At 66.1% G+C, this 26,329-nt stretch carries 29 protein-coding genes and 3 pseudogenes; 14 read left to right on the forward strand and 18 right to left on the reverse strand.

All coding sequences use genetic code 11. The annotated features are described in order from the left end of the window. The first annotated feature begins 49 nt into the window (after window positions 1-49). The 3 genes from ACVBEQ_RS07360 to ACVBEQ_RS07370 all read left to right on the forward strand — a co-directional run bounded on the left by ACVBEQ_RS07360 (window position 50) and on the right by ACVBEQ_RS07370 (window position 2,064). Window positions 50-613 carry a dihydrofolate reductase family protein gene (locus ACVBEQ_RS07360; RefSeq protein WP_447156140.1) on the forward strand — a complete coding sequence of 188 codons (564 nt, stop codon included), beginning with the start codon at window positions 50-52 and terminating at the stop codon, window positions 611-613. Between the two features lie 153 nt (window positions 614-766). Further along, window positions 767-1,267 carry an HD domain-containing protein gene (locus ACVBEQ_RS07365; RefSeq protein ID WP_447156141.1) on the forward strand — a complete coding sequence of 167 codons (501 nt, stop codon included), beginning with the start codon at window positions 767-769 and terminating at the stop codon, window positions 1,265-1,267. 371 nt (window positions 1,268-1,638) lie between these two features. Next, window positions 1,639-2,064 carry a DUF4234 domain-containing protein gene (locus tag ACVBEQ_RS07370; protein WP_447156142.1) on the forward strand — a complete coding sequence of 142 codons (426 nt, stop codon included), beginning with the start codon at window positions 1,639-1,641 and terminating at the stop codon, window positions 2,062-2,064. A 566-nt stretch (window positions 2,065-2,630) separates the two neighbouring features. On the opposite strand, the gene ACVBEQ_RS07375 is transcribed toward ACVBEQ_RS07370, so the two are convergent. From ACVBEQ_RS07375 to ACVBEQ_RS07400, 6 genes and pseudogenes are all read right to left on the reverse strand, one after another. Then, window positions 2,631-2,900: a hypothetical protein gene (locus tag ACVBEQ_RS07375; protein WP_447156143.1), complete on the reverse strand. Its 270-nt coding sequence runs from the start codon at window positions 2,898-2,900 to the stop codon at window positions 2,631-2,633. 503 nt (window positions 2,901-3,403) lie between these two features. Further along, window positions 3,404-4,018: pseudogene (locus tag ACVBEQ_RS07380) on the reverse strand (NAD(P)/FAD-dependent oxidoreductase); the annotation flags it as partial. Between the two features lie 279 nt (window positions 4,019-4,297). Beyond that, window positions 4,298-5,194 carry an IS3 family transposase gene (locus tag ACVBEQ_RS07385; protein ID WP_447156144.1) on the reverse strand — a complete coding sequence of 299 codons (897 nt, stop codon included), beginning with the start codon at window positions 5,192-5,194 and terminating at the stop codon, window positions 4,298-4,300. After that, window positions 5,191-5,496: a transposase gene (locus tag ACVBEQ_RS07390; protein WP_447156145.1), complete on the reverse strand. Its 306-nt coding sequence runs from the start codon at window positions 5,494-5,496 to the stop codon at window positions 5,191-5,193. The genes ACVBEQ_RS07385 and ACVBEQ_RS07390 overlap by 4 nt, the downstream gene beginning before the upstream one ends. Window positions 5,497-5,562: 66 nt before the next feature. Beyond that, window positions 5,563-5,715 (reverse strand): annotated as a pseudogene (locus ACVBEQ_RS07395) (FAD-dependent oxidoreductase); the annotation flags it as partial. 251 nt (window positions 5,716-5,966) lie between these two features. After that, window positions 5,967-6,511, reverse strand: a pseudogene (locus tag ACVBEQ_RS07400) (SDR family NAD(P)-dependent oxidoreductase); the annotation flags it as partial. Window positions 6,512-6,847: 336 nt separating this feature from the next. Here ACVBEQ_RS07400 and ACVBEQ_RS07405 point away from each other — a divergent pair. From ACVBEQ_RS07405 to ACVBEQ_RS07420, 4 genes are all read left to right on the forward strand, one after another. Then, entirely contained in the window at window positions 6,848-8,071 is a 1,224-nt protein-coding gene (locus ACVBEQ_RS07405) for an IS110 family RNA-guided transposase (RefSeq protein WP_447152790.1), read from the forward strand. Between the two features lie 87 nt (window positions 8,072-8,158). Beyond that, the gene (locus ACVBEQ_RS07410) at window positions 8,159-9,037 is read left to right on the forward strand and encodes a helix-turn-helix transcriptional regulator (RefSeq protein ID WP_447156146.1); all 879 of its coding nucleotides are present in this window, start codon (window positions 8,159-8,161) and stop codon (window positions 9,035-9,037) included. A gap of 131 nt (window positions 9,038-9,168) precedes the next feature. Then, window positions 9,169-9,402, forward strand: coding sequence for a hypothetical protein (locus ACVBEQ_RS07415; RefSeq protein WP_447156147.1), 234 nt, complete (start codon window positions 9,169-9,171; stop codon window positions 9,400-9,402). 354 nt (window positions 9,403-9,756) lie between these two features. Further along, window positions 9,757-10,374: a hypothetical protein gene (locus tag ACVBEQ_RS07420; RefSeq protein ID WP_447156148.1), complete on the forward strand. Its 618-nt coding sequence runs from the start codon at window positions 9,757-9,759 to the stop codon at window positions 10,372-10,374. 78 nt (window positions 10,375-10,452) lie between these two features. Here ACVBEQ_RS07420 and ACVBEQ_RS07425 read toward each other — a convergent pair whose 3' ends face one another. Next, window positions 10,453-11,022, reverse strand: coding sequence for a cupin domain-containing protein (locus ACVBEQ_RS07425; protein WP_447156149.1), 570 nt, complete (start codon window positions 11,020-11,022; stop codon window positions 10,453-10,455). Between ACVBEQ_RS07425 and ACVBEQ_RS07430 the strand changes: the two genes are divergently transcribed. Together ACVBEQ_RS07430 and ACVBEQ_RS07435 are read left to right on the forward strand one after the other, a co-directional pair. Next, complete coding sequence (locus ACVBEQ_RS07430; RefSeq protein WP_447156150.1) at window positions 10,985-11,908, forward strand: class I SAM-dependent methyltransferase; 924 nt, start codon at window positions 10,985-10,987, stop codon at window positions 11,906-11,908. The two genes, ACVBEQ_RS07425 and ACVBEQ_RS07430, sit on opposite strands and share 38 nt — an antisense overlap. A 23-nt stretch (window positions 11,909-11,931) precedes the next feature. Continuing rightward, a complete protein-coding gene (locus tag ACVBEQ_RS07435; protein WP_447156151.1) occupies window positions 11,932-12,861 on the forward strand; it encodes an NAD(P)/FAD-dependent oxidoreductase in 930 nt (309 codons plus the stop codon). 50 nt (window positions 12,862-12,911) lie between these two features. Here the strand turns inward: ACVBEQ_RS07435 and ACVBEQ_RS07440 are convergent, their stop codons facing one another. The 3 genes from ACVBEQ_RS07440 to ACVBEQ_RS07450 form a co-directional block, all read right to left on the reverse strand. Then, window positions 12,912-13,958, reverse strand: coding sequence for a hypothetical protein (locus ACVBEQ_RS07440; RefSeq protein WP_447156152.1), 1,047 nt, complete (start codon window positions 13,956-13,958; stop codon window positions 12,912-12,914). A gap of 352 nt (window positions 13,959-14,310) precedes the next feature. Continuing rightward, window positions 14,311-17,304, reverse strand: coding sequence for a DEAD/DEAH box helicase (locus tag ACVBEQ_RS07445; protein ID WP_447156153.1), 2,994 nt, complete (start codon window positions 17,302-17,304; stop codon window positions 14,311-14,313). A 292-nt stretch (window positions 17,305-17,596) separates the two neighbouring features. Further along, on the reverse strand, window positions 17,597-17,905 hold the full coding sequence (locus tag ACVBEQ_RS07450; RefSeq protein WP_447156154.1) for a hypothetical protein: 309 nt from the start codon (window positions 17,903-17,905) through the stop codon (window positions 17,597-17,599). A 433-nt stretch (window positions 17,906-18,338) separates the two neighbouring features. Between ACVBEQ_RS07450 and ACVBEQ_RS07455 the strand changes: the two genes are divergently transcribed. From ACVBEQ_RS07455 to ACVBEQ_RS07470, 4 genes are all read left to right on the forward strand, one after another. Continuing rightward, window positions 18,339-18,674, forward strand: a complete 336-nt coding sequence (locus tag ACVBEQ_RS07455) for a phosphatase RsbU N-terminal domain-containing protein (protein ID WP_447156155.1) — start codon at window positions 18,339-18,341, stop codon at window positions 18,672-18,674. A 669-nt stretch (window positions 18,675-19,343) separates the two neighbouring features. After that, complete coding sequence (locus tag ACVBEQ_RS07460) at window positions 19,344-19,589, forward strand: hypothetical protein (RefSeq protein WP_447156156.1); 246 nt, start codon at window positions 19,344-19,346, stop codon at window positions 19,587-19,589. 449 nt (window positions 19,590-20,038) lie between these two features. Then, the gene (locus ACVBEQ_RS07465; RefSeq protein ID WP_447156157.1) at window positions 20,039-20,653 is read left to right on the forward strand and encodes a hypothetical protein; all 615 of its coding nucleotides are present in this window, start codon (window positions 20,039-20,041) and stop codon (window positions 20,651-20,653) included. Between the two features lie 119 nt (window positions 20,654-20,772). After that, entirely contained in the window at window positions 20,773-21,735 is a 963-nt protein-coding gene (locus tag ACVBEQ_RS07470; RefSeq protein ID WP_447156158.1) for a Gfo/Idh/MocA family protein, read from the forward strand. Between the two features lie 22 nt (window positions 21,736-21,757). Here the strand turns inward: ACVBEQ_RS07470 and ACVBEQ_RS07475 are convergent, their stop codons facing one another. The 8 genes from ACVBEQ_RS07475 to ACVBEQ_RS07510 all read right to left on the reverse strand — a co-directional run bounded on the left by ACVBEQ_RS07475 (window position 21,758) and on the right by ACVBEQ_RS07510 (window position 25,781). Next, window positions 21,758-22,021, reverse strand: a complete 264-nt coding sequence (locus tag ACVBEQ_RS07475; RefSeq protein WP_447156159.1) for a hypothetical protein — start codon at window positions 22,019-22,021, stop codon at window positions 21,758-21,760. A 55-nt stretch (window positions 22,022-22,076) separates the two neighbouring features. Further along, window positions 22,077-22,445, reverse strand: coding sequence for an LLM class flavin-dependent oxidoreductase (locus tag ACVBEQ_RS07480; protein ID WP_447156160.1), 369 nt, complete (start codon window positions 22,443-22,445; stop codon window positions 22,077-22,079). Further along, the gene (locus ACVBEQ_RS07485) at window positions 22,379-22,714 is read right to left on the reverse strand and encodes a hypothetical protein (RefSeq protein ID WP_447156161.1); all 336 of its coding nucleotides are present in this window, start codon (window positions 22,712-22,714) and stop codon (window positions 22,379-22,381) included. The genes ACVBEQ_RS07480 and ACVBEQ_RS07485 overlap by 67 nt, the downstream gene beginning before the upstream one ends. Window positions 22,715-22,723: 9 nt before the next feature. Continuing rightward, complete coding sequence (locus ACVBEQ_RS07490; protein ID WP_447156162.1) at window positions 22,724-22,951, reverse strand: hypothetical protein; 228 nt, start codon at window positions 22,949-22,951, stop codon at window positions 22,724-22,726. 219 nt (window positions 22,952-23,170) lie between these two features. Next, a complete protein-coding gene (locus ACVBEQ_RS07495) occupies window positions 23,171-23,869 on the reverse strand; it encodes a DedA family protein (protein WP_447156163.1) in 699 nt (232 codons plus the stop codon). Between the two features lie 1,158 nt (window positions 23,870-25,027). Further along, on the reverse strand, window positions 25,028-25,162 hold the full coding sequence (locus ACVBEQ_RS07500; RefSeq protein WP_447156164.1) for a hypothetical protein: 135 nt from the start codon (window positions 25,160-25,162) through the stop codon (window positions 25,028-25,030). Between the two features lie 102 nt (window positions 25,163-25,264). Then, window positions 25,265-25,549, reverse strand: a complete 285-nt coding sequence (locus ACVBEQ_RS07505) for a hypothetical protein (protein WP_447156165.1) — start codon at window positions 25,547-25,549, stop codon at window positions 25,265-25,267. Window positions 25,550-25,553: 4 nt separating this feature from the next. Beyond that, window positions 25,554-25,781: a hypothetical protein gene (locus tag ACVBEQ_RS07510; RefSeq protein ID WP_447156166.1), complete on the reverse strand. Its 228-nt coding sequence runs from the start codon at window positions 25,779-25,781 to the stop codon at window positions 25,554-25,556. 212 nt (window positions 25,782-25,993) lie between these two features. On the opposite strand from ACVBEQ_RS07510, the gene ACVBEQ_RS07515 reads away from it, so the two are divergent. Continuing rightward, entirely contained in the window at window positions 25,994-26,230 is a 237-nt protein-coding gene (locus tag ACVBEQ_RS07515) for a hypothetical protein (RefSeq protein WP_447156167.1), read from the forward strand. The last annotated feature ends 99 nt before the right edge of the window (window positions 26,231-26,329 follow it).

Consider the following 26,329-nt stretch of genomic DNA (forward strand, 5'->3'; position numbering starts at 1 on the left):
TGGACCGGTCGGGACCTCTGAGACCGGCTTGAGGAAAGGGCACGGCGCGATGCGGAAGCTTATTTACGGCATGAACCTGACGGTGGACGGCTACATCGCCGCACCCGGCGACGACATCGGGTGGAGCGGCCCCAACGATGAGCTGTTCCAGTGGTGGCTCGAGCAGGAGCAGGCGATCGGCCTGTTGCTGTACGGGCGCAAGCTGTGGGAGGCCATGAGTTCCCACTGGCCGACCGGTGACCAGGACCCCGATGCCACCCCGGCGCAGATCGAGTTCGCGCGGAACTGGCGGGAGACGCCGAAGGTGGTGTTCTCGTCGTCGCCCCTGAAGGTCGACTGGAACACCCGCCTGTTCGCCGGCGACGCGGTCGCTGAGATCACCCGGCTCAAGGCCGAGGACGGCGAGCCGATGAGGGTTGGTGGCGCAACCCTCGCCCGCGCGGCCCTGCGGGCCGGGCTGGTCGACGAGTACACGATCGTGACGCATCCGGTCCTGGTGGGCGGCGGCACGCCGTTCTTCGCCACGTTGGATAGCTGGGTGAACCTGAACCTGGTGGAGACGCGGACCTTTCCCGGCGGGGTGACTCTGGCCAGGTATGACAGGAGCCGTTGAGCGCTCTGCCCACCCGCGGGGCCAGGGGAGCTGGATCGCGCATTCGTCGTCGACCGCGAGTGATTTCAGTTTTCCGGGCGCATATTGGTTTGCGACCCTCAGGACGTGCAACAATCGGTCGACGCCCTTTGGGGGTAAATCAATATGGAATTGATGGCGAAGTCCACGGCGAACCAGCCCGGCCCGATCACCTCGACAGCCGAGCGTGTCGCCCGGTACGCCCACCAGGGTCGGTTCGACCGGATCGGCGCTCCGTATATCGATCATCCGGAACGGGTCTCTCGGCGGCTTACCAGCCGCGGCTACTGCGATGAAGTCGTCGCCGCCGGCTGGCTCCACGGTGTCCTGCAGGACACCAATTGGACAGTCCGATCCCTGCGCGCGGCCGGCATCACGGGTGACACGCTGGCGCTCGTTGAGGTGATGACCCGGCGCCACGGCCAGCGTGACGCGGACTACTACGCGGGACTGGTCGACGCCGGACCTGCGGCGGTCGCGGTCAAACTCGCCGACATCGAAGACAGCGCGGACTCGGATCGTGCTGCCGTGCTCGATCAGGGCGACCGGGAGCGGTTGGCCCGTAGGTACAAGACAGCCCGAAAGCTGCTCTTGGCGCACCAACCGACCGAGTTACCTCTGCACGGCGAAACATGACCACCAAGCTCGGAGCTGGAAGCGTGCCACGGTAGCTACCGCGCGCGTCGTGCCCTCGATTGACCCGGCCGGTCGACTCCGACCGCCACAGCTCGATCACAGCTGGGTACCTGCCCAGGAGGTGAGGCTCGCGTCCATCGCCCGGCCGGGCGGACCGTTTCGCCGCGGAACCCGGGCGCCATTCCACACCTTCCGGGCTCGAATTCTCGTTGGAGGTCGAATTCCGGCACCCGCTGTCCCTTGTGTCAGCCAACTTTTTGCCCGTCAGAGTGATTGTTACCTTTCGGCCCAACGCATTCGAGCAGCCGGGTCATTGTTGCCGGAATCGGCGTTACGGTTTGGTGTCGTCGGCGACAAATGGGGGAACTGACATGACGTCCACTTCTGGCACCTCGAATGACCCGCTCCACCCCGCAGCGCCCAACCCCTGGAACGGGATTTCGCCGGCGGCCCTGGTACCCGCTGATGCTCCAACGCGGCCGGTGCTGCTCGGCGCACAGATGAAGCTGCGCAACCCCCTTCTGGTCTGGTTGGTGTTCCCGGTGATCACTCTGGGGATTTACAGTCTGGTGTGGTACTTCAAGATTCACAACGAGATGTTGCGCTTCGACCCTCGCCAACCGATCAAACCCGCCGGGTCTCTACTGACGGTGATGTTCGGCGGAATCATCATCGTGCCGCCCTTTGTTTCGTACTTCAATACTGGCAACCGAATCGCCACGGCGCAGCGGGCTGCGGGTCTACCGGCAACCTCTAACCCTTGGATAGGATTCGTGCTGATTTCGTCTTCGGCTTGAGCCCGCTGTATTACCAGATGGAATTGAACAAGATCATCAAGCATTATGGCGTGCCGGAACGGACGCCGGTGGCATTGGCCGGCTGATCCGGAACCCCCGGGCTGAATCTGTCCGCCGTCCCGCAGGTCAGCTCGCGCATGAGGCGCACCGACCACACGCAGGTGTGAGAGCGCGGTCGGGTCCTCTGCCCCGGCCACTGGGGCGAACCGCCGGGTGCCAGCAGCTGATGGGCGCTGGGTTCGCCGATGACCAAGCAGTCACCGGCGGTCGTATCGGCGCCGGAGTTGGGGCGAATGCGGCCGGCCCCGCCCACGACAACGCCCAGCAACCACCAGTCGCCGTGCGATGGGCCGGGGCACTTGGTTCGGGTAGGGCCTGCGCAGCAAACTCACTGTTCGTTCCTGGTCGGCTCCACCCGGCTCCGTCCGGCGCCAGAGTGTGCGCGACCATGCGTCGTCAGGACGGCAGAAAGTGGTGGAGGGACGCGCCGCCCGGGACGACGGCCTTAGATCAACAACGAAACCTCGGCCCACATTTTGACGGCGAATCGGGCGTAACGAAGATCCTCAGCCCCCGGGATCCTTGGCCGGGAAGGTCGGATCGGCGCCCAGCAGCCGGGCGGACAGTTGCCCGTTCACGGCGATGAACAGTTCGTACTGCCGATCGTCGTGATTGGTTTGGATCCAAGCCTGAACCTCAGTGAGCGTGGTACCGGTGACCAAGTATTCTTCCGATTCCCAACCGACGTCATCGGGTCGAACACCGGCGGGTAGACCAGTGACGTCCCGGCGCCAGAACACGACGTAGTACTCGATTTGCGTTGCGGCGGTTGGCATCGATCGCGGGTCGACCGGCGCTGCGACTACATCGCCATGGGACGTAGACAAATTGGAGAGCCCCTCCCTCGATGGTTACTGCGCCGTTCTTCATGGTTCCTCCCAGGGCACTGCTGGGCCCTGATGGGCAGAGTGGTATTCGTTCCGCTGGCGGCCATCCGTACAAACTCGTCACCTCGGTCCGCAGATCCAAATGGCGCCCCTGCGGCCGCCGTGATACCGGTAAGCGCCAGCGCGAATCGCGCGCAAAATGATTCGCCCGCAACAGTTCTCCGCCACCACCTGCCCGGCATTTACCGTCTCCTGTCGCAGGACCTGAAGGTTGGACGGATATTCCTAGCACGAGAATCCTCGAGCCCGCTTTGCGTCATTGTGTCGAGGTCGGGTGATCCCGCGCAACGGATTGGTATTGATGCGGACAGGTGGGCACGTTCCGGTTCAGGTGGCCGCCGATCATGACGAAGCGCGCCCCGGCTGCCTGCCCGGTGGGGTTTGAAGGGCATCTAAAAGCGGTCGAGGCGGCAACCCGTCAGTGCTGATTCGACCCTGTTGTGAATCAGCTCCCGCGCGACCAGGCGGCCGACGGCAGGTGCAAGCGTGACCGCGGCGTGCATCACCGCCAGATAGAGACCGGGCATCTCGGCGACCGGGCCGATGATCGGCTCACCGTCCACCGGCATCGGGCGTGCTCCTATTCGGGTGCTGAGCAGGTCGACATTCTCGGCACCACTGAACGTGTGCCGGACGGCGGCAAGGGTCCGTTCGGGGGAGTCTGCAGCGGCGATCAGCCGGTCCGCAGCGACCTGCCGGAGATCGAAGTCGGGGTTGTTGATCACGGTTCGAACGAGACCGGCCGCGGCGCGGAGATGGAACAACGGGCACGGCGATGGTTCGACCGGGATGTCAACACCGAGCGGTTCGGCAAGCGGTGCCGTTGCCACTCCGGCTGTGAGCACCACGGTCCCACCGGCGAGGGTCCCTGCGGTCGTGTCGACTCCGATGACCCGACCCCTGGCATTCCGGCGGATGGCGGTGACCGGGGTGTTCGGATGTACAAGAGCACCATGTGCGCGGGCGCCCGCGACCAGCCGCTTGGTCACGCCCACCGGGTCGACGGCAGCGTCAGAGGGTGCTCACAGGGCCCACTCCGGGGGCTGCCGCAGGTTCGGCTCGAGCCTTGCCACGGTGGCTGCGTCCACGATCTCCTGCCCTGGCCCGGCATTCGGTGTGCCGCCGTCGGGGCCCCAGGTCAGTGAGCCGCACCAGTTCACCGGAAGTCCCGGCAATTCCGCCTGTACTCGGCGGTACTCCTCGATCGCAGTCCTCCGTAGGCCGGCGGCGGATCCGGTACGTACACCGGACGCCCCGTGAGGTTCCCCCGGAATGGTGGACGAGGGTTACGCGGCCCGGTTGACCGCGGTTGACGCTACCTCGTAGTGCACGGGGCTGATCTGGCCGATCGCTGAGTGCCGACGGACCGTGTTGTATCGGTGGACCCAGGCATCGACGGCAGCGATCAGCTCGGTCTTGGTGGTGAAGGTGTGCCGGTAGTAGTACTCGTGCTTGAAGGTCGACCAGAGCGATTCGACGCCGGCGTTGTCCCAGCAGATCCCGGTCGCACCCATCGATCGGAGCAGCCCGTGACCTGCGGCGATGTCCTTGACATGACCGCTGGTGTATTGAGATCCCTTGTCGGAATGCAGGATCGTGCCGGCACAGTGTCCACCACGGGTCGCGACCGCGGCGTTGATGCAATCACCGACCAGTTCGGCTCGCATGTGGTCGGCGACTTTCCATCCGAGAATTCGTTTCGAGTGCTCGTCTTTGACGGCGCAGAAATACAGATCGCCTTCACCGCAGGTGAGATAGGTGATATCCGATGTCCATACTGCGTCGAGGCGGCCCTGGTCGAAGTGGCGGTCAATGAGGTCGGGCGGGAACGACGCGGTCGGGTCGATGATGGTGGTGCGGACCTTGAAGGTGCGCGGGCTGATCCCGGCGATACCGAGTCCGGCCATGATCACCGCGATGGTGTTCTTCGAGACCTTATCGCCGAGTTCCCGCAGGTCAGCGGTGATCCTTGGGGAACCGTAGGTGCCCAGGGAGTCCTTGTGCAGTGAAAGCACCTTCACCTGCCGGTCGCTGCGCAGTTGCGCGGCGGCGCTGGGTGTCTGCACGCCGCGGCGCCGTGCCCGCCAGGCGTGGTACCCGGACTTGGAGACTGGAAGGTTCCTGGCCATGACGGCAACAGAGGTGTTCGCGTATTCCGCGTCCATCAGTTCAAAGCAGGTCACTTTGATTGATTCGCCGCGAAATACGCCGATGCTTTTTTTAGGAACGCGATGTCCTTCTCCTGCTCGGTGACCTGCCGGCGCAGTCGCTGCAGTTCTGCACGTTCGGCACCGGTCAATGGTGCGGTGCCGTTGACGGTGGCGGCCTCGGTCCGGACCCGTTCGTCGCGGACCCATCGGCCCAGCAGTTGCTCGCCCATCCCGAGCTCTCGGGCGACCTCGGCGACGGTGCGACCGGTGTCGATGACCCGGTGCGCTGCCTCGACCTTGTACTCGGTCGTGAAAGACCGACGTGATTTGGACACGGGAACATCCTCCCAGCAGGCCAAACAGGCCCGCTAGATCGATGTCCACTACGCCGGGGGAACCTCACCGATCCAGGCGAACGAGTGCGCCGTCACCCCCGCCCCGGGCCTCACGGCGTCGATGAGGTTCACGACGGCGCCGGCCCGGGCGGCGTGATAGGCCACGGACGCCCCGACGACTCCTGCTCCGACGACCACGAGGTCTGGTGCGGGGCTCACCTGCCAACCCTGTCAAGAACCAGCAGCGTCACCAACTGGTTAAAGGCCAGCAGCTTCCCGCAAGCCGCCCGTGGTGCGCAACGAGTCGGGCGCGGCCAGCGCGGCGGGCCACTTGGCGCTCGTCTCGTCCGGGTTCAGTCGTAAGGCAGGTTTGGAAACGCACACCGACCCGCAACGGCGCGGGCCGGTTGCGCGATTGCGGCTCGGTCGATCCCGAGTCGGACTGTCGTCGCTGATGAACGCTTGCCTGTCAAGGTGACGTTGATGCCCTGGTCGGCGACTTCGGCGGCGAGTGACTCGGTGAGCCCTTCGAGCGCGTACTTGCCGGCGCAATAGAGCCCCCAGCCCGGGAAGGAGGTGAGTCCGAGTATCGAGGAGACGTTGATGATGTGACCGCCGTGCTGTTCGCGGAACCCGGGCAGCACGGCACGCAGGACGTTCCATACTCCAAAGATCTGTAGGTCGAACATCTCTCGCGCCTCGGCGTCGGTGACCTCTTCGACGGCGGCGAGGACGCCATAACCGGCGTTGTTGACGACGACGTCAAGGCCACCGAAACGCCCCTTCGTCGCGGCAACGGCGGCGCGTACCTGCTGCTCGTCGGAGAGATCCACGGCGAGCGGCAGCAGCCGGCTGGTGTCGACTCCGTCGACGCGGTGGTGAGGCGCTCGACCGAGCGGGTGGTGGCAGCGACATTGTCGCCGCGCCGAAGTAGCTGGCTGACCAGGTCGAGGCCGAGACCTCGCGATGCCCCCGTGACGAACCAGGTCGCCGGGCCTGCGGTGGGGTAGGTCATGTTCCTTCTCCTCAAAGTGGTTGACGGGTCGGCTGTTCGAGCCGATAGCTCTACGCTCACACGCGGAGCGGGCCTTTTGGGGCGCATACCTGGCCCGGTGCCTCCTAATGGGAGTACAGCCGACGGTGTGCAAGTCTGCTGTCCGAGCCGCCGGCGCGGTGAACACTTTGCCAAACCCAGGCACGCGATGCCTAGGGCTAGATCGTGTCCCGCGCTGGTTGGTGAGGAGTCTGTAGGGCTGGTGGGATGTCGTGCCGATGTGAGCACTGATCCATTAGGTAGCACCCGGTCTCCTCGTGGCTCGCCGATGTTCCTGCGGCGTGAGGAGGACGCCAGGTGTTGTTCGTGGGTGATGACTGGGCCGAGGACCACCACGACGTCGACCTCGTCGGCGACGACGGCCGCCGGCTGGGTAAGAAGCGGTTCCCGGAGGGTGTGACGGGGCTGGCCGGTTTTCACGCGTTGATCGCTGATCACTTACCGGAGGATGCTGATCCGTCGGACGTGGTGATCGGGATCGAGACCGACCGCGGTCCGTGGGTGCAGGCGTTGATCGCAGCCGGGTACACCGTGTATGCGGTCAACCCGTTGCAGGCAGCCAGGTATCGGGAACGGCACGGCACCTCCGGATCGAAGAGCGACCCGGGCGATGCGCATGTGCTGGCCGAGCTGGTGCGGCTGGACCGGGCGCATCACCGACCCGTGGCCGGTGACAGCGACACCGCCGAACACGTCAAGATCCTGGCCCGCACGCACCAGAGCATGATCTGGTCCCGGCAGCGGCAGGCGAACATGCTGCGCTCGATGCTGCGGGAGTTCTACCCCGCTGCGTTGCTCGCCTTCGGTGACGACCTGACCGGGAGGGACGCACTCGCGGTTCTCGCGGCCGCGCCAAGCCCGGACCAGGGCAAACGGCTGACCACCGCACGGGTGATCACCTTGCTGCGGCGAGCAGGACGGCAACGCAACCATCAGGCCGCGGCGGAGCGGATCGTTGCCGCGTTACACACCGAGCAGCTGACCGCGCGACCCGGCGTGGTCACCGCCTACGCGGCGAGTACCTCGGCGTTGGTCGCGATCCTGTCGGAGCTGTCCCGGCAGGTCGAGGCGCTGGCCGAGCAGGTGGGTGCGGGTTTTGGCCGGCACCCGGACGTTGAGATCTACCTGAGCCAGCCCGGGCTCGGACAGATCCTCGGTGCCCGGGTGCTTGCCGAGTTCGGCGACGACCCCAAGCGTTACGCCGATTCCAGGGCCCGGAAGAACTACTCCGGGATGGCCCCGGTGACCAAGACGTCCGGGAAAAGCCGGGTCGTGCTCGCCCGGCACACCCGAAACCGACGCTTGGCAGATGCGTTGTACCAGCAGGCGTTCAGCGCACTCACCACATCGCCCGGCGCTCGCGCGTACTACGACGCGCACCGAGCCCGCGGCAACACCCACCACCAAGCCCTCCGCGCCCTGGGCAACCGCCTTGTCGGGATCCTCGACGGCTGCCTTCGGCACCACACGAGATACGACGAGCAGATTGCCTGGCGCATCCTGACCGCGGCAGCCGCTTGACAAGTTGCAGCCGTGGGATATCTAGCCCGCAGCTGCCTAGGATTCAGCGACCCAGTCGCGCAGCGAGAGCATCTGGGATCATGAGGAATGCCCTCCCCGCATCAGGAACTCGCCGATTTCTTGCGCCGGACGCGCGCTGCAAGCCATCGGCACCGCCCGGGATTGCCCGCGGATGGCCGGGTTCGACGCGTTCCCGGGCTCAGGCGGGAGGAGGTTGCGCTGCTGGCGGGCGTTTCCACGGATTACTACACCCGGCTGGAGCAGGGCCGCGGTATCGTGCCTTCGGCGCAGGTACTCGACGCGATCGCGCGCGCCCTCGACCTCGACGAGGCCGGCCGCACGCACCTTCATGACCTTGTCGCTGCCGCAGGAGCGCCGCGCGCTCGATCACGTAAGACGGTGCAGCGAGTCCGGCCCGGCCTGCATCAGCTGCTCGACTCTCTTGTTGCGCAACCCGCAATGATTCTCGGGCGCCGCACGGATGTGCTCGCCGCCAACCACCTGGCGCGCGCACTGTTCACCGACTTCGAGCAGATGCGACCACAAGAGCGGAACTACGCCCGCTGGATGCTGCTCTCCGATGAGGCCCGCGCGCTCTTCCTCGACTGGGAACTACAGGCTCGCAATGCCGTCGAGGCGCTTCGGTTGGATGCCGGGCGGACACCGAACGACCCTGAGACACAACAGCTCGTCGGCGAACTCTCGCTCGCGAGCGTCGAATTCCGCCGATGGTGGTCCGAGCACCAGGTTCACCAACGCAGCCACGGCGCCAAGCGGCTGAATCACCCTATCGTCTGCGAGGTCACCGTCGACTTCGAGGCCCTCGTCTTCCCCGCCGATAGCGACCAGACCCTGTACATCTACACCACCGCCGGTGGGTCCCCGTCGCAGCAAGCGCTCAGCCTGCTGGCAAGCTGGACGCGCCCACCCGCCGAGGCCGGGTCGCACCCGATCTCCCGGTCTTGAGCTTGACCCGGATGCACTGTCGTGATGACGTGATCGGCGGGTCGTAGCGCGGAATACCCTTGCCGGGCAGCAGGATCGGACTTCTTCACGGCTCGATCGGCAGTGTCAGGAAGGGCATAACGCGGATGCGAATGTCTCATGAAGTCCCTGTGCGGTCCGCGGTGTTCGACGAGCCGAATCCCGTTTCGCACGCCGGACTGTTCCCGGCGATGGGACTGGCCGCCAAGGCGGGTGTGATCGACCTGACGGACCGGCACCTCACAGTGCCCGGCGGGCCGGGTCACGCGGCTGGTTTGACAGGCCCGGGCAGGCCGGGACGCTACCGGCTGTCCCAGATCTCACTGCCCGCCACCAAGATCAGATAGTCACGGCCAAGATCAACGGCGTTTCGTCGGTCGAATGTGAATGCGACGACTCAGCAGCACCCCATTACGTTCCATGTGGGACTGAATTGTTGACCCTCACGAACAGATGGCGAGCCACATCGTGTCGGGCCCGCCATGCCGTAGCGAGCCAAGCGGCCACGCAAAGTGAATGATGTTGTACAGCGTGGAAGCTGTCACGGCATCGCCGCGCGGCTATGGGGGGACGGAATTGTGACTGATGTCAACGAGGGGCCCGATCCGGCGGGCGATGTCGACGCACCATCCCGGCGAGGTGACGAGCCACTGCCCCGGAGGGCCTCCAACGGCGGCAGGCAAGGGGAGCGGCGCTGGCCGATGGCGGCTGCAGTCGTCAGCGTGGCCGTCCTGCACGAACTGGTGCCGAGTGACTTCCGGATGCTCCCGAGCTTCGTCTATCCGGCTTTCCTCTTCTGCTTCCTGGCCGTCCTGATTGTCGGCGATCCCGGGCGGATCGATCGGGAACGTCCCTGGCTACGAGTGACGACGTTCTTGATGATCGGTCTGATCACCGTTGTGACGGCGGCGTCTGCTGTATTCCTGGTCGTCGGGATCCTCACCAATGCAGCGTTCGATACGGCCGGGCAGCTGCTGGTCATCGGTGCCTGCATCTCGCTGACGAACGTGATCGCGTTTGCCTTGTGGTATTGGGATCTCGATGCAGGTGGGGCTGCGGCTCGGGCTACCGGGTCCACCAAGGTAGGCCCGGCGTTCCTCTTCCCCGAGATGAAACTGCCGGAATACGTTGGAACTGCGTGGTATCCGAAGTTCGCCGACTATCTGGTGCTGTCGTTCAACACGGCACTTGCCTTCAGCCCCACGGATATCTCCGCGATTCGAACATGGGCGAAACTGATGATGATCTCCGAATCCCTTGTGTCGCTGTCCCTTGCAGCGCTCGTCATGGCCCGGGCGATCAACATCCTCGGAACCTGACCGGCCTGAGGACCCTCCGGATTCCGTGCTTGGTCGTGCTTGTTTGTCGGTGCAGGGCTTTCACCAGAAGAAGAAGGGTCACCCGTCGTGCAGGTGCGCCCGTTCCCCGTCGCGGTTGAAGATCGACAGGATTTCCAGGTCTCCGGATCCCGGGACAGCGCCGATCCGGTGCGGCACCATCGTGGAGAACTCCGCGGCCTCACCGGCCTCGACGACGAGGACCCGGCCGCCGAGCTCCAAGCGAGCCCGGCCGGCCAGCACGGTGAACCACTCCCACCCAGGGTGCACCTGGCCTTCAGCCGGCAGGGTCGCCCTGGCGCCAATACGGGTCTTGACCACAACGACACCGGCCGCAGCGCGGTCGCGCGACAGCAGCCAATTGGTCACATGCGCGCGGTGCGCCGGCTGCGGCCGGATGACGACATCCTCGTCCTCCTGGGAACTGACGAGCTCGTCGAGGGTGGTTTCCAGGGCCCGGGCAATCGGCACCAGTTGGTCCAGGGCGATGCGCCGGTCGCCGGTCTCGATGCGGCTGAGCGTCGATGGGCTCAGGAAACAGGCGCCGGCCAGCACATCAAGTGACCATCCGCGGGCCAGTCGAAGAGCGCGGATGCGCTGGCGGATCAAGGTGTCGATATCTTGCTTCATACGCAAGAGACTATGCCGCGAGCGCATTTGTGTCTACGGTGGGGTCATGAGCCACAGCCACCACCGAACGCCAAACCACCAGCACCCCCCACATCATCGACCCGACGGCGGCGGCGGGAGTGGCGGTCTCGATCTCGATGCCGACGTATTCAGCGAAAATCTCGCAGCCGTCATGGATCTCATCGATGTGCCGACGGTGCGCGGCATTGTCGACCTCGGTGCCGGCACGGGTGCGGGCAGCCGACTGCTGCGTAATCGGTACCCCGACGCCACCCTGACCTGCGTCGACAACAACCCCGAGATGCTCAATGTGCTGCGCGAACAGGGCTTCGCAGTGGTTGATTCCGATCTCGACAATGGCTTCCCTGCGCTGATCGCGTCTCCCAGCACAAAGGACGAGGTCGCCACAGCGCCGGTCGACCTGGTGTGGGCATCATCGTCGCTCCACCACCTCGCACACCCCGCCCGGCTGCTGTCGGGGGTGCGCCGATCCCTTGCACCCGACGGGGATCTTGTCGTCGTCGAGCTTGCCGACCTGCCCAGCTTTCTGCGCGATCCGCGTGACGCGTCTCTCGAGCAGCGTTGCCACGCCACCGCTGCAGCCGAGGGGTGGAACTACTATCCCGACTGGACAACGGTTCTCGAGGCAGCTGGGTTCGTCGTCAGTAGGTCCGAGGTGACGACGGTGGCACCCGTGACGTCGGCCGCGCGCGAATACGCCCGGCAGTGGTTCGCACGCTTCGCACAGTTGGAAGCGCTGTCCGAGAACGACCGCGACGCCGTGCAGCACCTGCTGGACCGGCTCTCCGGTGACGTTGAGCTGGAGCCCCGCGCCACCAGGACCGTCTGGTTGGCGACGATCGACCGGGATCCGGAGCAATTGTGAGCCTACAGAACGACGAACCCCGCATGCCCGCCGATACCTACGACGTTGCCGTGATCGGCGGCGGCTCGGCCGGGCTGAGCGCCGCCGTCGCACTCGGCCGGTTTGCGCGATCCGTGGTCGTGATCGACAACTCCGCCCCTCGTAACGCGGTCGCCGGCCATGTCCACAACCTGCTCACCCGTGACGGCACAGATCCGGTCGAGCTCTACCGGCTCGGAAGGATGGAGGTCGAACGCTACGGCGGCCGGCTCGTCACCGGCACCGTGTCGTCAGTACGTGGCTCCGTGGGCGCGTTCATCGTGCAGCTCGACAGCCGGGTGATCCGTGCCGCCCGAATCGTCGTCGCCACCGGCGGCCGGGACGAACTCCCCGACGTGCCCGGCCTCGCCTCGCGGTGGGGCAAAGACGTGGTGCACTGCCCCTTCTGCCACGGCTTCGAGGTGCGCGACCAACGCATCGGCGTTCTCGCCACCGGCCCCATGGCCGTCCACCAGGCCATGATGTTCCGATTGCTGAGTCCGCACGTGACCGTGCTGGCGCACACCGCGCCGCCCCCAGCCGACCAGTGCAAGGACCTTGCTGAGCGCGGAATGACGGTCGTGACCGGGACGGTGGCGGAGGTGCTCAGTCACGATGACCGGCTCACCGGCATCCGCCTCGAGGACGGCAATCACGTGGACCTCGAAGCGCTCGTCGTGGCCACCACGGTGCACACCCGCGCCGACTTCCTGGCCCCTCTCGGGCTGCGCCCCAGCGACTTCGTCGTCAACGGTCATGTGATGGGCACACGCATCGACACCGGGCCCAACGGTTCCACCACCGTGCCGGGTGTGTGGATCGCGGGCAACGCCGGTGAGCCGATGGCTCAGGTCGTCAACGCCGCGGCCGGTGGGTTGGCCGCAGCCTCCGCAATCATCGGCGAGATCGTGTCCGCATCCTCGATGCACCGTTAGCTCAAAGACGTGCTCTGCCCGGCAACGCCGTTCGTCCCGGCACCCCCTGCCTATGAAACCCTGTGCCAGATCAGGTCGGAACCGCTGAAGTCATCGGTGCGGTGCCACCGCTCTGGCCCTGTCGTTGTCTGCGCGAGGACGTCGGTCAGCCACCAGGTCTCGTCGGGGTTCCAGCCGGCCAGCATCGTTGCCGACTTGCCGTGAGCCAGCTGCAGTGCGCGGGTGGCCGTCGTGAGGTAACCGGTCACGGATACATGGACGCCGTCCCAGTCACGGGCAACGGCACTCCAGTCGGGGATGCACCAAGGACCGGGTCGACCAGTCACCCGGGACCAGTCATGGCGACGTTGCTCGGTCACCTCCATCGGGTATGCCTGGACGAGATCGGCCCACGCCTGCGGCCCGCCGATCTCCCACACCCGCGGTGAGTCAATTGTCTGCAATGGCCAGATCAGGGCGTCGCGGAGGCCGAGACTGTCCTCATGCCAGGCCAACTCGATCGAGCCCAGGTCGCCGAGTGGCCGCGCTGTCGTCACCGCGTGAAATGCCGGGGTGGACCACCAGCTGCCGGTGTACTGCAGTTCGGGGGCCCTTGACCCGCCGAACGCGAGGCTCTCTGCCGCTGTGCGCTCGCGCCACTCGAGCAGCCGTTTCGCCGATCCGGTGAGCGCCGGCGGCGCCGGACGGTCCACCGTCCAATGCGTGTAGCGGAGCGCGTTCGGTTCGAGCGGGCTGGACCACCACGCAGTCGCCGACGCGGCAGCTATTGCGGCGGCGAGTGGCCGGAGGGCGGCCTGCACCGGCGGGACCGCGAGGATGGCGTCTTCATCGTGGGGCGGCTGCCAGTACATTGCCTCGCCGATCGACTCCGCAACCGGCTCAACATATGTCGCGGGATCGTCCCAGATCCCATCGAGGTCGGTGGGTACGGCGTCCAGGGCGCCGACCAATGCGTCCAACCGTGCGGCGTCGCCGGGGTTCCACGCAGCGTCCGACCAGGCCGACCAGACCCGCTGGTCGATTCGATGCGCCACCGCGACGCACAGCACGCGTCCCCGTGGGCCCTGCAACAGCTCATCGGCTGTCAGACCACTCATCCTGCGGACGCTACCCGGGCCGACCAAGTGAATTCCTCGTACGGGTTGGCGGCCGGTCGTGCGTGCCACCGCTGCCTCGGCGACCGCACCTCGGGGGCGGGGGAGACAGCAACAGCCAGTTCCATATCGGGGAGGTCAACGAGACCCGTAACCAGCAGGGAGCTTCCATTGGTCACATGGGACTACCGACCGAGCAGGACGGCCAGACCGCCTACCTGCCTGCGTCTTTCGTGCGGGAGTGAACCCAGCCGCCGAAGGCAATCCTGTTGCTGGACGAACTGAATAGCTGCGAGGACCTGACGACAGTGCGACTCGGGCCGCGGTGAGAACCGCGAGATGGCGACGTCAGTTCTCAGGTGAAGAGCTCACGAATGTCCTCAGGACTGAGCGGGTGACCGAACTGGTCGGAGTCGGCGGTGTCCCCGCGAAACAGCACGTCGAAGAGGGTTGCTTTGCGGCGCTGGAGCGCCATGACCTTTTCCTCGATCGTCTCGGCTGCCACCAGCCGGTAGACGATGACGTTGCGGGTCTGTCCGATTCGATGGGTGCGGTCGATGGCCTGCCGCTCCGCCGCCGGATTCCACCAGGGGTCGAGCAGGAAGACGTAGTCGGCTTCGGTCAGGTTCAGACCAAGGCCGCCGGCCTTGAGGCTCATCAGGAAAACGGGTGCCGTTCCCGTGCGGAACTCATCCACGACTCGCTGACGGTTTCGAGTGCTGCCGTCGAGATACGCGTAGCGAATGCCGTCCCGGTCCAATTGCGCGGCGACCTTACCCAGGAAGGAAGTGAACTGGCTGAACACCAGAGCGCGGTGGCCCTCGGCGATGACGCCGGCCAGTCGGTCCCGTAGCGCCGCGAGTTTTGTCGACGGCAGCCCGTCGTAGTCGGTGTCGACCAGGCCGGCGTGCAGGGCCAGCAGACGAAGCAGGGTGAGGGATCGGAACATGATGAATTTGTTGTTCTTCTCCTCATCGCCGAGGAGTTGCAGGACCTTGCGACGCTCGCGCTGCAGGTAGCGGTCGTACACGGCACGGTGTTCCGGGCCGAGGTCAACGCGGAGTACCTGCTCCTGCCGGACCGGCAGTTCGGCGGCCACCCGATCCTTCGTGCGCCGCAGCAGGAACGGCCGGATGCGGCGGCGTAGGGCGGCCAGCCGCTCGCGGCGTACCTGCTCGGCGACCTGCGGGGCAGTGCCCGCGCCGACCCCACCGGTGATACCGGCCATCGGCTGCTCGATCGGTCGGACGTAGCGGCGCTGAAATTTTGGGGCTGACGGGAAAAGACCGGGGGCGACGATCGAGAACAGCGCATGCAGGTCGGTGAGTGAGTTCTCCAGCGGGGTACCGGTGATGGCCAGCTTGAACGGCACGGTCAGCTCGAGTGCGCAATGATGCACCGCGGCTGTGGGGTTCTTGACGAACTGAGCCTCGTCCAGCACCAGACCCGCCCAGCCGGAGGAGGTGGCGACAGCCTGGTAGGCATCGAAGTCGAGACGGAGCAGGGCATAACTGGTCACCAGAATGTCCGCGTCGGCGGCGAGCTCGGCTATTGCGACGGACCCGGTGGACTCGGTACCCGTCATCGTCCGCAGCTTCAGACCGGGGGTGAACCGCGCGGCTTCGGCGGCCCAGTTCCATACGACTGAGGTTGGCGCGACAATCAGGAAAGGGCCCCGGACTCTGTCGTGCTGCTTGGCGTGTTGGATCAACGCGAGCGTTTGCAGCGTCTTGCCCAGACCCATGTCGTCAGCGAGGATTCCGCCGAGGCGATGCCGCCATAAGTGGGCAAGCCACGAAAAGCCGGTCTGTTGATACGGGCGCAGGATGGCCCGCAGACCGTCAGGCGGCGCAGTCTCGAGCGCGGTATCCGGATCGAGGTCGGCCAGCAGCGCTCGCCATCCGGCCGCCGCCGCGGACTCGTCGGCCACGTCCTCGAAGTCCGGCCAGATGGTGACCACCTGGTGCCGGCTGAGAGTTGGAAGTGGCTCCCACTCCTCGAGGTCCAGCGATTCGGCAATGAGGTCACTCAGTTCCCGCAGGGCGGGATGCCGGAGGGCGAGATAGCTACCGTCGACGAGCAGGAGCGTGCGTCGGCCCCGGGCCAGGGCAGTGAACAACGGGGTGAACGGGATGACCCGACCGTCGATGGTGACGGTGACGCCGAGGGAGAACCAGTCGGGTTTCTCGGCGGGCACGACGGAGATTGCCAGCTGCGGCGTTCCGGTCAGTTCCCGGTAATGTGGTGCCTGGCCGTGGATCTCGACCCGGACTCCGGAAAGCCGAGCCAACGTGGGCAGCACGGTCGTGACGAATTCGGCCGCGTCGACATCCTGGAGCAGGACGGGTCGTCCCGGCTCTGCCTCCGGTCCGGTCAGGGCGTCCGGCAGCAGACCTGAGACACCGAGCTCGGCCAGCGACGGTCGTCGGCCACCGCCCCGGTCATCCCATTCCGTCGTCACCTCGACGACGTGGTGCGGCGCGTGAGTGACGCTGACCAGCAGGACGGCGGGCGGGGGCTCCGGAAGGACAACCGACCCGTCGGCGCTGGTCACCTCCAGGCCGCGGCGAAGGCCCGGCAGGTACGTGCCGAAGAATTCATCGACCCCCGAACCGGGAATGCCGACGGTCGGTACCGCGTCCTTGCCGAGCAGTCCCACCTGTTCGGCGGTGAGGGTGACGGAGGCGGGCGCGACGGTGATCGTGTTGTCACCGTCGACGGCATACACACCGTGCCGGCCGATGGGCCGAGCGCCCGACGCGGCAATCACGACGTCCCCGACGACCAGCCGCGGAGCCAACGTGATCCCGCCATCGGCATCGGTTGCATTCAGCGTCACGGCGGCACTGCTCGACCGCCGCAGGAGACCCGTCGGACCGGACCCCAACAGTGCCACGCCCAGCGCGGCGGCTTGATCCAGCAACGTCCACAGCGCGGGGTTATCGAAGTCGTCCAGAAAGACCCAATCGGCGTCCCGGGTGGGGTCCGTCGGGGCCACCGCCCGGTACAGGGCGCCGAACTCGCAGCACCAGCGATGGTGAATCGGGTCGAGCTGCAGTCGATTCTGCTGATGCGGGAGATTCGCCCAGGTCAAGGAGCCTCTAGCCCATCCACGGCCGGTCCGAGCCACCGGTCGCCCGGCCAAGCGATGCTGGCGGCCCAGTCCGCCGACCGGCACAGTCTTGACCGCCATCGTCAGCGGTCCGTTCCAACGGTGCCGGTTCCGCGGAACGAACTCCCGCAGCTCGAACCGGACGGCCAGCGGCGTGTACGCGCTGCCGTCAGTCGTGGAATCAGCCAGGTACCGGCCGACCGTGCGGCGCCAGTCGTCCGTCTCGGTGCTGTCCACCCCATGATTCTGCAAGCCCGGACCGACAACCCACCCTCCGGCTCCGCGCACCCCTCGGCAACACCCCCTACCCTCGGCGTTCGCGGCAGAACCATTCCCGGGGCGTTGGCGCACTCATAGGCGGGGCCGCGTCTCCGGCCGCCCCAACCTTCAGGCACAGTGGTCTCAGCGTCGGTTCCAGGGTCGGAGTGGGGCACTGACGTCACACCCGAGCAGTGGGTCAGTTCTCCGGAAGAGCCTTGAAATCCTTCTTCACCTGCCGGTACCAACCCATACCGGCGAACGGATTCTTTCAGCGGCTCTTCATGTTTTGCAGGGCGCTCTCATGTTCGGTGTTGCCGGCTGCGACAACTTGCTTCAGGTGTCCGTCCTGCGCCTTGATGATGTCGTCGCCCGTGTCCGCACTGAACGCGAAATCGCACGGTCCACCGAGTTGCTTGCACGTCATGGTTTCATGAGAACTCCTTGTATCGAATTCGCGCCATTCGCGCCCTGACGCGCGAAGGCGGTGTGCCGGTGCATGATCAGACATTAGATTGCGTGCGGCTGCGCCTGCTTCTCCAATACTGACCGCTTCCCAGGGTGCCGAGCGCGCCTCCATGGCCAAACCGCTGGTTGCGGGTCATCGTGGCAGCGCGAGGAAACCGGGAGCGTGTCGGCCCGAAAAGCACGCTGTTTGTGCCGCGGATTCGCAGGCCGGAGAGCGTCACGGTCATGACTCTGTCGGACCAGGACGGGCACCCAGCGCGGCGAGTTCATCGGTATCCCGCCGACCGGCCGCAGTGTTTGCGTCGAGGCGGGACGATCGGCCGGTACCGTGACGGTCGGCTCGCGGAAAGCCAGCTCATCATGGAGGTCGGTAGGCAGGAGCGGGGTGCGATCCGTGCTGTGGCGATCTGTCGGTATCGTTCCCGAAGTGGCACTTGCTGTGGGTGGCACTCGGCGTCGGGTAGTTCGCGCCGCTGCTCTGCACCGGGAAGCGATACTTGTTGTGTTCCAGCTAGTGCGCGTGCCGACTGTGCTGACGCTGTCAGATGCTCGGGGACGGCGGCGACATCAGTAGCCCACTCGACCGGTTGACGGCAAACTATGTCCCGGCACTTCTGGCTTATCTGAACAATCCAGATGAACGACGACGAAATGTGGCGTACGAGCTCGGGCGGGGCGCGCTGACAGACGGAATCACTCTGCTCGATCTCATCGGGGCACACCATGCCGCCCTCGCCCACGTGGTCGGCGGTCTCGACGCCGAGACCCAAAGACGCATGCACGACGACGCGGCGACCTTTCTGAGCGAGGCACTCGCACCGTACGAGATGGCTCGCCGCGGGTTCCTAGATCGAACACACGAGGATCCCGAGCCCTCGTGAATTGCCCTGACGTCGACCGCGAGGGTCGGGAAAGACGGACAATGCTGATGGCCGGCATCGTCCGGTGGGTGCAATGAGGTCCAGCTCATCCGTTCCGGGGACTACGATGCCTCGATCAGCCATTTGCTCCGAGAGGCGGACGCGGACGATCGGAGCTCCTTCATGGGCCAGCTGATTCGGAAACATTCTTGGAACCCGGCGTCCTGGCAACGACTAGAGATCGGGATGAGGGAGGCGCTGCCGCAGTTACGACGGCAGCGCCACGGTTCCGCGCGACCTGACAGCAGCATTCCATTCGGTCATGGTCGGGACGCCGAACCTCATCGCACAGAGAGCAATCACCTCGATGGAACCGGCCGCCCTCGAAGTCAGGCTGCAACGCATCAGGGATTTGAGTGCATGGTTCCTCCGCGGCTGGACCACCGACCCCATTGACGCACCCATCCCTGGCGAGTACGACCCTCACCGCGATCATTAGCCCGATGCGACCGGTCCAACCACCAATTTGCCTCCCGGACAGCCGCCAACCAGGACGGTAGGCGTCTGAAGTAACTTCACTCGCTGGAGTCGGTCCCCAGAGGATGCATCCTGCAGGCGTTGATGGCCAGGGCACGTGGGCTGCAGTACTCGAAGTACAACCACGCGTTCTCAGTAATCATGATGATCTTGGTGGTCGCTTTCGTCATCTGGGCGGTCGTTCGGGCCATCATCACTGATAAGGTCGGACCCAATCCGTTCGGCCTCATCGGGGTTGGTGTGTTCCTTTTGATTGTCTTCGCGGTGATTTTCCACTACAGCGGCAAACCTGAAGACAGCCCCTTAAGTTCGCGGTGGGGTCACCAAACAGACATTCCTGCAAAGGGCGAATCGCATTTCGCATCGGTCGTCATCGCACCGAGGACCCAGCGCACGTGACAGCACGGGGGACGTTGTGACGTGGCGGATGATCGTCCGTTGTGAACGCAGGAAATGCTGAGCGAGCTGGAAGCATTGGTGCGGGATAAGTCGTCCGGTGAGGGAGCCGCACTGTCGAATGGGTTGGCGGGCACGCCTGGCCGGGTCCCGATCCGCCGGCGTCGCCGGCCGCCGGCGGTTGATCATGCTTCGTCCATCCCGCTCCCGATGGATGTGGGTGGGCGAAGCCCGCCGCATTCCCGTTGGAATGACACGAGCGCGCCATGAAATGTGGGGGACCGCCCGAGGCGACAAGAAGCCCGGTGGCCTGCGAAAGGGTCAGCATAGGTATCACGACCGTCGGTCGGGACTCCTGACGTCAGCGGGCAGCGATCCGCCGAGCGACCGACAAAAGACAGCAATGTGCAGTAGGCCGTCACCCGGGCCTGCCCCACCTGAGGAAAAGCGACATGAGTGTCATGGACAAGGCCCCAACGGCCGGTGCGCCGGCAGTTTCGCATCGAGAATTGCTGGGATGGTTGGCAATCAACGTTTCTCCGTTGTGGATGGTGTGTGCCGTCGCCGTGTGGCCGACCTTCGTCGAAGCGGAGGTGGAACAGCCGTTCTTCTGGGCCGGCGTCGCAGTGTGTGTGGCGACGACGATCGCCGTGCTGCTGGCGGCGCCGCGTCGAGTGACGCAAGCGGGTGGCCGACTGACCGTTCAGTACGGCAGTCGCTACACACGCAGCATCGAGATCGGGCCATTCGCCACAGCCGTGTGGATGCCGCAGTTCCGCACCATTCATCATCGTTACGGTCTGCTCGTGCTGCTTGATGCCGGCAATCGTCGGGTGCGGCTCGATACCCGGCTGTTCTCGGCCGACCAACTGATGGACCTCGCCGCTCACGCCGGCCGGCGAGAACACATCTCGGACGAGGTCACCGGACGTTGGATGCGGCGCAGGCGCCCGGGTGTCCTGCCCTGGCGTGACGCCCGTCCGGTATTCTTCTCGCTCGCCGGATGGGCTCTGCTGCTGGTTGCCGTGTTCGGCATCCCGATCCTGATCGGCCTGGTGCCGATCTAGCGGAGCGAGGTCCCCGCCAGTGGGTCGCAGCGGTTCCGGGGCACCGCCGATGTTAGCGTCGGGGGCAACGACGTGCCGCATCCGGCAACGTGTCTCGCCTGTGCAGAGTCAGGAATTCCATGTCATCGAGTCCCTTCCGCTGGGCCGTCCTCGGCACCGCCAACATCACCGCCAAGGCCTTCCTGCCCGCGATGCGCGCGGCCGGTGGGCGGGCGGTGGTCGTCGGTAGCCGGGATCCCGACCGTGCCCGGGAATGGGCCGGGCAGCACCAGGTCGACTCCACTGCTGATTACGCCGGGGCGATCAACCACCCCGATGTGGACGCGATCTACATCGCGCTGCCGAACGACCAGCACGTCCAGTGGGCGAAGGCGGCTGTGGCCACCGGCCGGCCGGTCGTCTGCGAGAAGCCGCTCGGACTGGACTCCCAGCAGGTCGGCGACCTGCTGGCCGGCATCCCGTCCGATGCGCCGCTGTGGGAGTCGTTCGCGTTCCCTTTCCATCCGCAGACCGCGAGGATCCGTCAGCTCGTTGACGACGGCGAACTCGGCGAGGTACGGGAGGTCGTGTCCGAGTTCCACTTCACCGTGACCGCACCGACCAATATCCGACTGAACCCCGAGCTCGGCGGCGGCGCCCTGTACGACGTCGGCTGCTATCCGGTCCGGCTGGCGCGCCTGCTGTTCGGTTCCGAGGTGGTCGCGGCGGCGGCCGCCAGCTTCGCCGCCGAGTCCGGGGTGGACATCGAGACGGCGGCCGTCGCCGACTTCGCGTCAGGGCAGCGGCTGATCCTGTCGGCGGGGATGCGGCGGTCGCCCTCGACCTTCACCCGCATCGTGGGAACGAACGCGGAACTTCGGGTCAGCAACCCCTTCCACCCGACACCGACTGACAGCGTGGAACTCTGGCGGAACGGGGTACCGCAGAACAGCTGGGCGGCGGACCCGAGGCCGGCGTTCCAGCACATGATCGAGCATGTGCAGTCGGTCGGCCGGGGGAGTGGGGCGTCGTTGCTGGCCGCGCAGACCTCGCTGGGCAATGCGCGGGCGCTTGACCTGATCCGGGCAGCGGCATCCCAGTAGCCGAGCTGGAGCCGGCGGGCGGTCAGACTCCCCGGGCGATTCTTCCGCTCAGCCCCTGCCACCACCCGACGCCCGGTTTGGCGGTCTCGATCCACCAGGTCGCCCCGACCGCGGCATATGCCGCAAGCGTCGCACCCATCGTCGCCGGGTCAGTAGAAACCTCTGCCCATACAGGGATGTCGTAGCCCTGCAGAGAGCCGCGCGCCGCCAGGACGAGGTCCCGGACACCGGCGATGTCATCCACGCCTGGGGCGCGCCAGTTCCGGGTCGGCGAAGCGGATGGCACCGCGCCGTCCCAGCGCGCCGCCGTCGCATCGGCCGCCGGGCCGGGAGGACGCCGCCTACCCAGACCGGGATCCGCGGTCGCTGGACCGGAGTCGAGCGGAACCCACCGGCGCGACCGTGAAGTGCCGCCCGCGGTACTCGAACCAGTTCCCGGACCACAGCCCCGCCACGATGTCGAGCCCCTCGTCGAGGAGTTTCGCGCGCACCACTGGATTAGTGACGTTACCGAAAATGCCGAAATCGCCCTGGGCCGGCGAGCCCAGCCCGACACCCAGTACTGTCCGACCACCGCTGAGTACGTCCAGCGTCGCGGTCTGCCGGGCCAGCACCCATGGGCGGCGACGGGAGACCGGGGTGATCATCGTGCCCAGCCTGATGGTGCTGGTGCGGGCGACGAGTACTGCCAGCACCAACCATGGATCCACGATGGGTGGCCGTCACCGTCATCGGTGAACACCAGGTGATCCCAGAGGAAGAACCCCTCGAAGCCGGCCTCCTCGGCGCAGATCCCGAGCTCGATGAGCTCCTGCGGGTCCTCGGCGAAGCACGGTGCCGCGAGGGCGCGCCGGAGGTCCGTCACGTCCGCGCCGTCCGGACCGACACCGGCCGAGAAGAGGATCGGGTCGTCGACACTGGGGAAGTGACAACGGGTCTGGTGGCCGTCCGGCCCGACCGGCCGCAGCTGCGGCGCCACCCGGGACCGTCAGCACAGCCCGGGGACCGGTGTGTTCCGTGTGGCTGGCAGCGTCGGCGACAGGCCGGGGATCACCGCAGTCACTTCGTCGCGACCAGTGGCGTACGCCATCGCGACCGCCTGGTCGAGTTCGGTCCGTGCCTGGTCAATAGCTACGCGGTGACCGGCTTCCAACTTGATAGAACGATCCTCGGAATCTGCAGCCTTCTCCGTGGCATCGGCGACCGTCCGCTGCATTGCGGCGATCCGCTCCTCGGTCGTGCGGCGGATCTCGGCCAGCTCATCGCGCAGTGGACAACCTCAGCACGAGGCGGGCGCTACGACGCTGACCGGGCCGGCGGGATTCCGGCACTGAGTTGCGGCGGCGCGCCCCGCTGCGCTGACGCCCGGCAGGCTGGCCGGGGCCGTCGTGCCAGCCGAGCCGCCGGGCACCGTCCGCCAGGCCGCCGGGCCGCGTCAGCCGGGCCGTCGGCCTTCGGCCAGTGCGCGGCGGTTCCTCCGCACCCGTTTGACGACGAACCAGGCGAGCGCACCCGCCACCGCGACGATCATCCCGTACTGGAACACCGCGGCGGACTCCTCCACGATGTGCCACTGCTCACCGAGCCAGAACCCGGCGAGGATGAAGACGGTGTTCCAGATGGCGCTGCCGGCGGTCGTCAGCAGCAGGAACTGCCCGAAATGCATCCGTTCGATGCCCGCGGGAACCGAGACCAGACTGCGGAACAGCGGGATCATCCGACCGAAGAACACCGCTGCGGGGCCATGCCGCCGAAACCACTCCTCGGCCTTGTCGATGTCCTCCACGTCGACGAGTGGCAGCGCGCGAACGACGGCCCGCATGCGTGCCGGACCCAGCCAAGCGCCGATCCCGTAGAGAGCCGATGCACCCACCACTGACCCGACGATCGTCCACAGGATCGCCTCGACCAGGACGATCTCGCCCCTGCTCGCCGCGAAGCCGGCGAGCGGGAGGATCACCTCGCTCGGGATGGGCGGGAACAAGCTTTCCAATGCCACCGCGACGGCGGCCCCGGGAGCGCCGATCAGCTCCATCAGGCCGAGCACCCAGTCGGCGACCGCTCCGAGCCCGAAGGCCGGTTCGGATGCCGTCGCTGCAGCTGTGGCCATGTACGTCGTGCTCAGCTCACTCATCTCCGCATCGCAGTTGTTGTCGACATGCAGGCGGGCACTCCGCTGCGCACCTGATCGGTTGAACCGCCGGCTGGCAGAAGTGCCCACAAGAGGACGGTTCTGCCAGACGAAGGTTCACCGGACGGCGTAGCAGTTGGTTGTGGACCCACGCACAGGGGTGTTCCCACTCTGTGCGCGGCGCTACTTCGCGGTACCGCGAAGTGGCGCCACCGGGACGACGATTGCCAGGGTCGGGGATCGGCATCTCAGAGCAACGAGTTCTTACCGTCCGCGCACCTGGAGTTCGCCTTGATCGTCATCGACCACATCAGCAAGCGTCACGGCGGGCAGGTTGCCGTCGACGACATGTACCGACGCGCTCCGGTCTCCGAGTCGAACGGCACGGATACCTGTGAACGGGTCTTGGGGTCCATCGAGCGGACCTCAAAGTTGGTGGATCAGTCCGATCGAGACGCTTCCGCAGGGTGGCCACAGGTCCAATCTAGGAACCCGTGTCTACAGCAACGGCGCCAACCCCCACTTCGACGTTTCTGCAAGTCACAGGGTGTCGGTCGTCTTGACTTTGATTTGGGTAAAAACTGCGCTCAGGTGCTTTCATCGAGCGCGGGACGCATAACGGCCACTCGAGCGGCCCCTCGCGCCGGTGTAATGACTGCCCGCGACTGCGAGTAATGCCGTGTGATGACGGAGGATTATTCCAACGCCCCGCATCCCCGAGTTGCCTCACCCAGCGCTTCGGGGAGCTGCGTCAATGCTTGCTTCGCGATTTCCGGCGCGCCGACAAGTTTGGTCCCCAGGTCGAGAACGGTCATCCAGCGGGCGTAGACGGCTGGTGCGGTCAATTGCATGGCCAACGGCCTCAGCTGATCAGCCAGGTCAAGCGCGTCCTGCGGCCCGGGAGTGGTCAGCGCGAGGTACCGATTCGAGATCCCTGTCAACTCCGAGCACAACGGAAGATCAGTCGGCGAAGCGGTCAAAGGGACCCCGTCATCTGTGTGGGCCGGCGAGCACCCGCTGGTGATAACGGTCGCGACCACTGCGATAACTAGTCCCTTCGCAACGGAGCCGCCTCTCATCGAACCATTGTGGCGCACAGCGCGACGTCCACCCGCCCTGACAGCCGTCACCAACCAACGGGGATCGTCCGGTTCGTTGCGCTCAGTCCTCGAATTCGCGGGGATCGAACTCGTACTCGGTGACAAAATCGCCGTCGGCGTACCCGACCTCGATCGTGAACGCCTCCAGGCCGGTGCGGCCAAGGAGATTCGCGATGGTGTCCACCGCGCTCGTCACGGCGTCGATGACACCCGTCGGGGGATGCGGTGGTGGTGATCGGCACCGCGAAGCGGTGCTCGGCGCTGCTCATGGCTCGTACCTGGTCACTCCTGGTGTTGCTCATTCAGATCGACTCCCAGTCGGTCGGCACCGGCCCCTTGCGGAAGTTAGGTGATACCCGTGCGCCTCGGCGTACTCGATGGCCTGTTCCGGGATGTCGAATCGGGCGGGCACGTTCTCGAAACCGGAGTACCGGAAAACCCTGTATTCGATGGTGTACGGGAACGCGTCGTCCCCGAAAATGCCTTTCCCGGGTTCGATGTACTCAGGTTCGGCAGGCATTGCTGGCGCCTGTCCCGGGGTCACGGAGGTCGGCGTGCCGGCCGCGGGCTCGACGCTGCTCATGAGGTCATCGCGTGAGAGTGCGTAGTGCAGTCGTCAGGTTCTGACCGGCTTCGCCGGTGAGGATGCAGGTGAATTCGCCCGAGTCGTCGTCGGCCTCGTCGAAGAAGGGCCCGTCGTTGCCGATGCGGACCAATTCGGTTTGCACTTCTTCGGCCGGAACAACTTCGCTGGGACAGCTCTTCGACGTTGCCGATGAAGCACCCACCACCCAACGCCGCCGGGTCGCCGCCATCGACCACCACCACACCACCAGCGGCTACCAGCGGCCGGGGCACTCCGCCGTGGTTCGGGCGGCGCTCGGCCGACCGGCCCCGGACCATGGTGCAGCGCGCGGGATGTCGGAGGACCTGAAACCGCGCTGCGCGGCCTGCCGTCCCACGGGTGGACCCGGGGTATGTTCGGTCGCCGGGACCGCTGCCTACTTGTGCTGTCCCAGTTGCGGGGGTGCGGCTGGCCGGCAGCTGGGACACCGGCAACCACGATGCCGCGCTGGCGGTGCTCGGTGACGCCGTCGCGGCCGGGGGTCGGGATCTGGATGTGGCCTCGTTGCGGTCCATCACCCCGGCCGGTTTGCAGGTCCTGCTGACCGGCCTTAGCCGGGTCTGGTTACGCCGACCCAACGACCTGGTCCAACGACTCGCGCAGTTCCTCGGCGGTCAACGGCCACCCGGAACCGACTAGCCGCGCGGCAGGGCGTTCGACAGCGATGCCGCGGAGCCCGGCTCACCCGGTAGTTCCCGCACACTCTGCACAGGTAACTCCATCTCAGCGGCGTCCTCG

It is taken from the genome of Nakamurella sp. GG22, assembly GCF_052976845.2.